This is a genomic window from Pseudomonas sp. B3(2017) (assembly GCF_002113595.1).
GTDB lineage: Bacteria > Pseudomonadota > Gammaproteobacteria > Pseudomonadales > Pseudomonadaceae > Aquipseudomonas > Aquipseudomonas ekonensis.
The window spans coordinates 431898-439623 of the sequence record NZ_NEIU01000003.1; the positions used below are offsets into that span (position 1 = coordinate 431898).

At 65.3% G+C, this 7726-nt stretch carries 9 protein-coding genes; 4 read left to right on the forward strand and 5 right to left on the reverse strand.

Features of this window, described 5'->3' with window-relative positions:
• Nucleotides 1-3: 3 nt before the first annotated feature.
• Complete coding sequence (locus CAG33_RS06895; RefSeq protein WP_085581229.1) at nt 4-1236, forward strand: transporter associated domain-containing protein; 1233 nt, start codon at nt 4-6, stop codon at nt 1234-1236.
• A gap of 265 nt (nt 1237-1501) precedes the next feature.
• Nucleotides 1502-2818: an MFS transporter gene (locus tag CAG33_RS06900; RefSeq protein ID WP_085581227.1), complete on the forward strand. Its 1317-nt coding sequence runs from the start codon at nt 1502-1504 to the stop codon at nt 2816-2818.
• A gap of 118 nt (nt 2819-2936) precedes the next feature.
• Here the strand turns inward: CAG33_RS06900 and purT are convergent, their stop codons facing one another.
• From purT to CAG33_RS06925, 5 genes are all read right to left on the reverse strand, one after another.
• On the reverse strand, nt 2937-4118 hold the full coding sequence (purT, locus tag CAG33_RS06905; protein ID WP_085581225.1) for a formate-dependent phosphoribosylglycinamide formyltransferase: 1182 nt from the start codon (nt 4116-4118) through the stop codon (nt 2937-2939).
• A 100-nt stretch (nt 4119-4218) separates the two neighbouring features.
• The gene (locus CAG33_RS06910; protein ID WP_085581223.1) at nt 4219-4686 is read right to left on the reverse strand and encodes a VUT family protein; all 468 of its coding nucleotides are present in this window, start codon (nt 4684-4686) and stop codon (nt 4219-4221) included.
• 148 nt (nt 4687-4834) lie between these two features.
• Nucleotides 4835-5050, reverse strand: coding sequence for a DUF1289 domain-containing protein (locus CAG33_RS06915; RefSeq protein WP_085581221.1), 216 nt, complete (start codon nt 5048-5050; stop codon nt 4835-4837).
• Nucleotides 5047-5571, reverse strand: coding sequence for a gamma carbonic anhydrase family protein (locus tag CAG33_RS06920; RefSeq protein WP_085637452.1), 525 nt, complete (start codon nt 5569-5571; stop codon nt 5047-5049). The genes CAG33_RS06915 and CAG33_RS06920 overlap by 4 nt, the downstream gene beginning before the upstream one ends.
• A gap of 46 nt (nt 5572-5617) precedes the next feature.
• Nucleotides 5618-6217, reverse strand: coding sequence for a CoA pyrophosphatase (locus CAG33_RS06925; protein ID WP_085581219.1), 600 nt, complete (start codon nt 6215-6217; stop codon nt 5618-5620).
• 147 nt (nt 6218-6364) lie between these two features.
• On the opposite strand from CAG33_RS06925, the gene CAG33_RS06930 reads away from it, so the two are divergent.
• Nucleotides 6365-6916 (forward strand): NUDIX hydrolase, encoded by a 552-nt coding sequence (locus CAG33_RS06930; protein ID WP_085581217.1) that lies wholly within the window; start codon nt 6365-6367, stop codon nt 6914-6916.
• Between the two features lie 102 nt (nt 6917-7018).
• Complete coding sequence (locus CAG33_RS06935) at nt 7019-7534, forward strand: murein L,D-transpeptidase family protein (protein WP_085581215.1); 516 nt, start codon at nt 7019-7021, stop codon at nt 7532-7534.
• Nucleotides 7535-7726: the final 192 nt, after the last annotated feature.

The following is a 7726-nucleotide window of genomic DNA, read 5'->3' on the forward strand; positions in this document are numbered from 1 at the left end:
TAAATGGACGGTTTGCCCATAGGGCCTATGATCGCGGCGTTCATCCTGCTGATTCTGTGGTCGGGCCTGTTCACCGCCGTCGAAACCGCACAGCAGCACCTGCTGGCGCAGCGCACCGCGTCCCGCGCCAGCGACAAGCCGCTGGCCAGACTCGCATTTCCGCTCGACAGCCTGATCTTCTGCAACACCCTGTGCCGAACCCTGGCCGTGGTGCTGGCGACGCTGCTGGCGATCTTTCTCTGCGCAGAGAACGGCCCCTGGGCGGCGAGCCTCGGCGCCGTCGCGGCGCTGCTGATCTTCGCCGACCACTTCCCGCGCACCCTTGCCCGCCGCTACCCCGACGCCGTGCTGTCGTTCGGCAACGCGCTGCTGCCGGTGCCGCTGAAGATCGTCTACCCACTCGCCTGGCTGTTCGCCGCCGCCAGCCGGTTGCTGATGCGGCCGCTGGAACGCAAGGCCCAGGTCGTGCAGCAGAGCGAGGACGACACCCCGGCGGACCGCGAGGCCACAGACCACCCCGCCGGCCGGCCCCACCCGGTCGCGGGCATCCACGCGCTGGACAACATCACTGTCAATGACATCCTGGTGCCCCGCAGTGACGTCGACGGCATCAACCTCGACGACTCGATCGAGGAGATCACCGAGCAACTGCGCCACAACAAACGCACCCGCCTGCCGGTGTTCCACAGCGACATCAACCAGGTGGAAGCGGTGCTCAACACCCGGCAGATCCGCCACTTGCTGGACAACGGCCAACTGACCCGCGACGCCCTGCTGGCCGCCAGCTACGAGCCGTACTTCGTGCCGGAAAGCACCCCGCTGCAACTGCAGTTGCTGAACTTCCACAAGCAGCAGCGGCGCCTGGGCATGGTGGTGGACGAGTACGGCGAAGTGCTCGGCATCGTCACCCTGGAAGACATCCTGGAAGAGATCGTCGGCGAATTCGAAAGCGAGCACAGCCTCGACAACCCGCACATCCACCCCCAGGCCGACGGACGGATGGTGATCGACGGCGCCGCCTCGATCCGCGAACTGAACAAGTGCCTGGGCTGGCACTTGCCGAGCGACGGGCCGCGCACCCTCAACGGCCTGGTGACCGAAGCCCTGGAAAGCATCCCGGAAAGCGCGGTGTGCCTGAAGATCGGCCGCTACCGGCTGGAGATCCTCGAAACCGAGGAAAACCGGGTGAGCAAGGTGCTGATCTGGCACACCAGCTCGGCAACGGCGCCGGTCTGACCACCACAGGGGCCAGACGTCCTTCAGGATCTTGTCCTCTTGTTTGATCGTTAGCCGGCTTCCTATAATCGGGGCGCTTACCCAGCCCCGCCGAACCGCGCGCCTACCCGGCAACCGACAGGTTCCGGCCTGACCACCGGCAATGTCCGCACCACACCGACGACTGTTCCTACCTGAAACAGCGCTCGCGCCCCATCCCACATCCCTGGGTGTTCGACCATAATAATTCGCTCCAATGGAGCTCATGACTGTCAGGGATCACCGCATGACGACCCATACCGCTTACCGCGAAACCGACGCCGCCCAGCCGGCCAACTCAACCGCCCGCGTGGCCACGGCGAGCTTCATCGGCACCGCCATCGAGTTCTACGACTTCTATGTCTACGCCACCGCCGCCGCGCTGGTGATCGGACCGGTGTTCTTTCCGCAGACCTCAGGCACGGCGCAGATGCTGTCGGCCTTCCTCACCTTCGGCATCGCGTTCCTCGCCCGCCCCCTGGGCTCGGCGCTGTTCGGCCATTTCGGCGACCGCATCGGGCGCAAGTCGACGCTGGTGGCCTCGCTGCTGCTGATGGGCGTGTGCACCACCCTGATCGGCGTGCTGCCGGGCTACGACAGCATCGGGGCCTGGGCGCCGATCCTGCTCTGCGTGCTGCGTTTCGGCCAGGGGCTGGGATTGGGCGGCGAATGGGGCGGCGCGGCGCTGCTGGCCACCGAAAACGCGCCGAAGGGCAAACGGGCGTGGTTCGGCATGTTTCCGCAGCTTGGCCCTTCCATCGGGTTTCTGGCGGCCAACGGCCTGTTCCTGGCGCTGGCCATGGGCCTGAGCGACGAACAGTTCCGCAGCTGGGGCTGGCGGATCCCGTTCCTGCTCAGCGCGGCGCTGGTGATGGTCGGCCTCTACGTGCGCCTCAGGCTCCATGAAACCCCGGTGTTCGCCAACGCCATCGCCCGCCAGGAGCGGGTCAAGGTGCCGCTGGTCGAGCTGTTCAGCCAATACTGGGCCCCGACCCTGCTGGGGGCGGCGGCCATGGTGGTGTGCTACGCGCTGTTCTACATCTCGACGGTGTTTTCCCTGAGCTACGGGGTATCCACCCTCGGCTACAGCCGCGAAACATTCCTCGGGCTGCTGTGCTTCGCGGTGCTGTTCATGGCGGCGGCGACACCGTTGTCGGCCTGGGCGAGCGACCGCTACGGGCGCAAACCGGTGCTGGTCGGCGGCGGGGTGCTGGCGATCCTGTCCGGCTTCCTGATGGAGCCGCTGCTGACCCAGGGCTCGACGGCGGGCGTGGCGCTGTTCCTGTGCATCGAGCTGTTCCTGATGGGCGTGACGTTCGCCCCGATGGGCGCGTTGCTGCCGGAGCTGTTTCCGACCCATGTGCGGTACACGGGGGCCTCGGCGGCGTACAACCTGGGCGGCATCGTCGGAGCCTCGGCGGCGCCCTTCTTTGCCCAGAAACTGGTGGCGATGGGGGGATTGGGTTACGTCGGCGGGTATGTGTCGGGGGCGGCGGTGCTGAGCTTGATCGCCGTGCTGTGCCTGAAGGAAACGCGCCACAACGACCTGAATCAGGTTGCCTGACAGAAGATCAAAAGCATCGCGGGCAAGCCCGCTCCCACAGTGCCGGTGTCGTACACAAAAGCTGTGAACACCGCTTGACCTGTGGGAGCGGGCTTGCCCGCGATAGGCGAGCCTCGGTTTACAGCTCGACCACAACAGCCTTGGACGCGCGGGTCGCCTTGGCGCGGGCCGCCTCGATCGACTCGTCACGGGCCAAGGCCACGCCCATGCGGCGCTGGCCGTTGACTTCCGGCTTGCCGAACAGGCGCAGCGCGGTGTCCGGCTCGTTCAGGGCGGCGCCGAGGTTGGCGAAGGCGGTCTGGGTCGACTGGCCTTCCACCAGGATCACCGCCGACGCCGACGGGCCGAACTGACGGATCAGCGGCACCGGCAGGCCGAGGATCGCCCGGGCGTGCAGGGCGAACTGGGACAGATCCTGGGAAATCAGCGTCACCAAACCGGTGTCGTGCGGACGAGGCGACACTTCGCTGAACCACACCTGATCACCCTTGATGAACAGCTCGACGCCGAACAGGCCGCGGCCGCCCAGGGCCTCGGTCACCGCCTTGGCCACACGCTCGGACTCCGCCAGCGCCACCGGGCTCATGGCCTGCGGCTGCCAGGACTCCTGGTAGTCGCCCTTCTCCTGACGGTGGCCGACCGGCGCGCAGAATGTGGTGCCGCCGACGTGACGCACGGTCAACAGGGTGATTTCGTAATCGAAGTCGATGAAGCCCTCGATGATCACACGGCCCTTGCCGGCACGGCCGCCCTCTTGGGCGTAGTCCCAGGCCTTCTGCACGTCATCGGCGCTGCGCAGCAGGCTCTGGCCCTTGCCGGAAGAACTCATCACCGGTTTGACGACGCACGGGAAGCCCAGATCCTGTACCGCCTTGCTGTAGTCCTCGAAGGTATCGGCGAAATGGTACGGCGAGGTCGGTAGATCCAGCTCTTCGGCGGCCAGGCGACGGATGCCTTCGCGGTTCATCGTCAGTTGCGCCGCGCGGGCGGTCGGGATCACGGTGAAGCCTTCGGCTTCCAGTTCGACCAGGGTGGCGGTGGCGATGGCTTCGATTTCCGGCACGATGAAATGCGGCTTTTCGGCCTCGATCACCGCACGCAGGGCGGCGCCGTCGAGCATGTTGATCACGTGGCTGCGATGGGCGACCTGCATGGCCGGCGCATCGGCATAGCGGTCAACGGCAATCACCTCGACACCCAGGCGTTGCAGCTCGATCACCACCTCCTTGCCCAACTCACCACAGCCACACAGCAATACGCGGGTCGCGGTCGGCGACAATGGCGTTCCGATACGGGTCATCTCAGGTCCTCAAAGCAGCGGATCGTCGAGGGTCGCGGCCAAAGGCGCACTTCCCATGGGGAGAAAGCGCGGCATTTTACATGAACCGAAGGCTTTGGCTTCAGCCGGCGACAGCCTGTTTGCGCTCGCGCCAGGCCATGATCAGCCAGACCGCCGTGACGCCGGCGAACTTGGAGGCCAACGCGGTGATGATCACCGGCGGGGTCAGCGCGTCGATCATGCCGAAGAAGATGAACGTATCGAGGGGAATGCTCAGGGCCGAACTGATCCACAGGCGATCGCGCAGCGGGCGCTTGGTGATGCTGAATACCAGCCAGTCGATGCACTCGGACACCGCGAACGCCGTGGCGCTGGCCAGCGCGATGGACGGATCGGACGTGACATAGGACAGCACCAGCGCCGCCAGCATCGCCACGATCGCGCCGTGGCCGTAGCGGGTCTGCACCATGTCCCGCAGCACGAACACCAGCCCGCCCCAGGCCGACCAGATGATGTCCAGGTGCGGCGCGGTGGAGAACGCGAAGTTGATGAGCACGACGCTGCTGATGTAGGCGATGAGAAAGAGCATGGGGGGCGACCTGTCGGATTGGCGCACAGGGTACTTCAGGCCGGGCACCGGGCCAAGGGAGCGGGCGCCATCGCCAGCAGGCTGGCTCCCACACCAATGGGCAACACGGATCCACTATGGGAGCCAGCCTGCTGGCGATGGCCGCGCTTCAGTGTTCCGGTTTGCCGCCCAACATCCAGATCAACCCGCTGGCCTTCGCCCGCTCATGGCACAACCCGAGCACCACCCGCCGCTCGTCGTTGCTCATGCGGCTCCAGCGGGTGATTTCCTCCACCGTGCGCTGGCAGCCGGTGCAGATGTCGTCATCGTCCAGCGCGCAGATGCTCACGCAGGGCGACGCCACCGGACGTTCTGGGGTGGTCATTCTTCCTGCTCGACCAGGTCGCGCGCATAACGCTGCGAGTTGTGCACATAGTGCGCGGCGCTGGCTTCGAGCATTTTCTTCTGCGGTTCGGTCAGCTCGCGCACGACCTTGCCCGGCGAGCCCATCACCAACGAACCGTCCGGGATCTCCTTGCCCTCGCCGATCAGCGAGTTGGCGCCGATGATGCAGTGCTTGCCGATCTTCGCGCCGTTGAGGATCACCGCGTTGATGCCGATCAGGCTGTAGTCGCCGACGGTGCAGCCATGGAGCATGGCGTTGTGGCCGATGGTCACGCCGGTGCCGACGGTCAGCGGGTAGCCCATGTCGGTGTGCATTACCGTGCCGTCCTGGACGTTGCTGTTCTTGCCGATCAGGATCAGTTCGTTGTCGCCGCGCAGCACGGCGTTGAACCAGACGTTGGCGCCCTCTTCCAGCTTGACCTTGCCCACCAGCACGGCATTGGGGGCGACCCAGCTCTGCGGATGGGTGTCGACGCGGGCGTCGCCCAGGCGGTATTTCATCGTGTTTTCCTCGGGGCTCACGGTGGCGGCCATTCGAACGATGGCTTCAGGTGTTGATAAAGCTTTTGGGCGGTCGGTGCAGGCTGATCTTGGCGTCATACAGCAGATTGATCAACTCGACGATCATGATCGCCGTCAGCCCCCAGATCTTGAACCCACCGTAACGGTAGCTCGGCACGTACCAACTGCGGCCCTGATAATCGATGCGGTGGGTGTGTTCGCGCGGGTCTTCGCGAAAGAACGCCAGCGGCACGCTGAACACGGCGGCGATCTCGGCGTCGTTGGCCTGGTACTCGACGAAGTCGGGAATCACCCCGACGTACGGCGTGACCTTGATGCCGTGCAGGGAGATCAACGGGCTGAGCGGCCCGATCACTTCGACCAACCCCGGCGCCAGGCCGATTTCCTCTTCGGCCTCACGCAACGCCGTGAACACCAGGTCCGGATCCTCCGGGTCGCGCCGGCCGCCGGGGAAGGCGACCTCGCCGCCATGGGTCGAGAGCCCGCTGGCGCGCAGGGTGAGGACAAGTTCCGGTTCGTCGTTGCGCGTGATCGGCACCAGGACGGCGGCCTCGGGGAAACGCTTGTCGGTCTCCAGCGTGCGCGGCGTGTGATTGCTGACCCGGTGCAGCAGCTCATCCAGCATAAGTGTTCTCGATCTGTGCCTTACGCTGCATCATGCACCAATCGCCGCAGCCGCCCAACCCCTGGAACGGCGCCATGTCGCGAAACGGCAACTTGCCGTCTGCCACCGCCGCACGCCAAGATAGGCGCAGCCTTCAGGAACCCCAGCATGAAATTTTGCAGCCAGTGCGGCAACCCGGTGACCCAACGCATTCCCGAAGGCGATTCGCGCCTGCGGTTCGTCTGCGACAGCTGTCAGACCGTTCACTACCAGAACCCCAACATCGTCGCCGGCTGCGTGCCGACCTGGGGCACGAAAGTGCTGCTGTGCCGCCGCGCCATCGAGCCGCGCCTGGGCTACTGGACGCTGCCGGCCGGCTTCATGGAGAACGGCGAGACCCTCGAACAGGCCGCCATGCGCGAAACCGCCGAGGAAGCCTGCGCCCGCGTGCGCAACTTGAGCATCTACACCTTGATCGACGTGCCGCACATCAGCCAGGTGCACGTGTTCTTCCGCGCCGAACTGGCGGACCTGGACTTCGCCGCCGGCCCCGAGAGCCTGGAGGTGCAACTGTTCGACGAAGCGGACATTCCATGGGACGAGCTGGCTTTCCGCACCGTGGGCCGTACCTTAGAATGCTTCTTCGCCGACCGGCGCACCGAGGCCTACCCGGTACGCTCAGAGTCGATCCCGCCGCTCGTTCAGCCGGCCATCACTTGATTTGCGCGCACTCCGGCCGATAACCCGTGTACGCAGCCCGCGACGGCGACTGCACGGCATCTATAAATAAAGTATCTGCTTCATTTTTGGGGAATCGTTTCAATGCGCTGGTTGCTTGCCCTGTTCTGCCTGTCGTTCGTCACCGTCTCCCAGGCGTCATTCGTGACCACCGTGACACCGTCCAACACGCCGTTGATCGAAAAGGTGCTGGTGCTCAAATCGGCCCATCAACTGCAGCTGATCGCCGACGGCAAGCCACTCAAGAGCTACCGCATCTCCTTGGGCAAAGGCGCGAAAAAAGGCCCGAAGCTGATTGAAGGCGACAAACGCACGCCAGAAGGCTTCTATTGGATCGACTGGCGCAAGACCAGCGACAAATTCAACCTGTCGATGCACATCTCCTACCCGAACATCAGCGACTCGGCCCGCGCCCGCCGCGAAGGCGTCGAGCCCGGCGGGATGATCATGATCCACGGCACGCCGGACTCCGCCGAGAACCCGGAGAACCTGTTCCACACCCTCGACTGGACCGACGGCTGCATCGCCATGCGCAACGTCGACATGCGTGAGGTCTGGAACCTGGTGCCGGACGGCACGATGATCGAAATCCGCCCCTGACCTGCGGCGAGGGCGCTTGCTCCCTCGCCGCAGGCGCATGACCGCCGGTCGCAAACCCACCCGCCCCTGTCAGATCTGACAGTAGCCACCCTGCCCCTTCCGGCTTCCAATGACCCCGTCGCCCACCCGCACCGGAGTCTTTGCCATGCTCATCCAGCCCCTGCGAGCCGTCGCCCCCCTGGCCCTGCGCGA

Coding starts and splice junctions, on each gene's coding strand:
- purT (WP_085581225.1), bottom strand. CDS start 4,118: ATGACCCGTATCGGAACGCCATTGTCGCCGACCGCGACCCGCGTATTG.
- CAG33_RS06925 (WP_085581219.1), bottom strand. CDS start 6,217: ATGCTGGATGAGCTGCTGCACCGGGTCAGCAATCACACGCCGCGCACG.
- CAG33_RS06895 (WP_085581229.1), top strand. CDS start 4: ATGGACGGTTTGCCCATAGGGCCTATGATCGCGGCGTTCATCCTGCTG.
- CAG33_RS06915 (WP_085581221.1), bottom strand. CDS start 5,050: ATGACCACCCCAGAACGTCCGGTGGCGTCGCCCTGCGTGAGCATCTGC.
- CAG33_RS06920 (WP_085637452.1), bottom strand. CDS start 5,571: ATGAAATACCGCCTGGGCGACGCCCGCGTCGACACCCATCCGCAGAGC.
- CAG33_RS06935 (WP_085581215.1), top strand. CDS start 7,019: ATGCGCTGGTTGCTTGCCCTGTTCTGCCTGTCGTTCGTCACCGTCTCC.
- CAG33_RS06910 (WP_085581223.1), bottom strand. CDS start 4,686: ATGCTCTTTCTCATCGCCTACATCAGCAGCGTCGTGCTCATCAACTTC.
- CAG33_RS06900 (WP_085581227.1), top strand. CDS start 1,502: ATGACGACCCATACCGCTTACCGCGAAACCGACGCCGCCCAGCCGGCC.
- CAG33_RS06930 (WP_085581217.1), top strand. CDS start 6,365: ATGAAATTTTGCAGCCAGTGCGGCAACCCGGTGACCCAACGCATTCCC.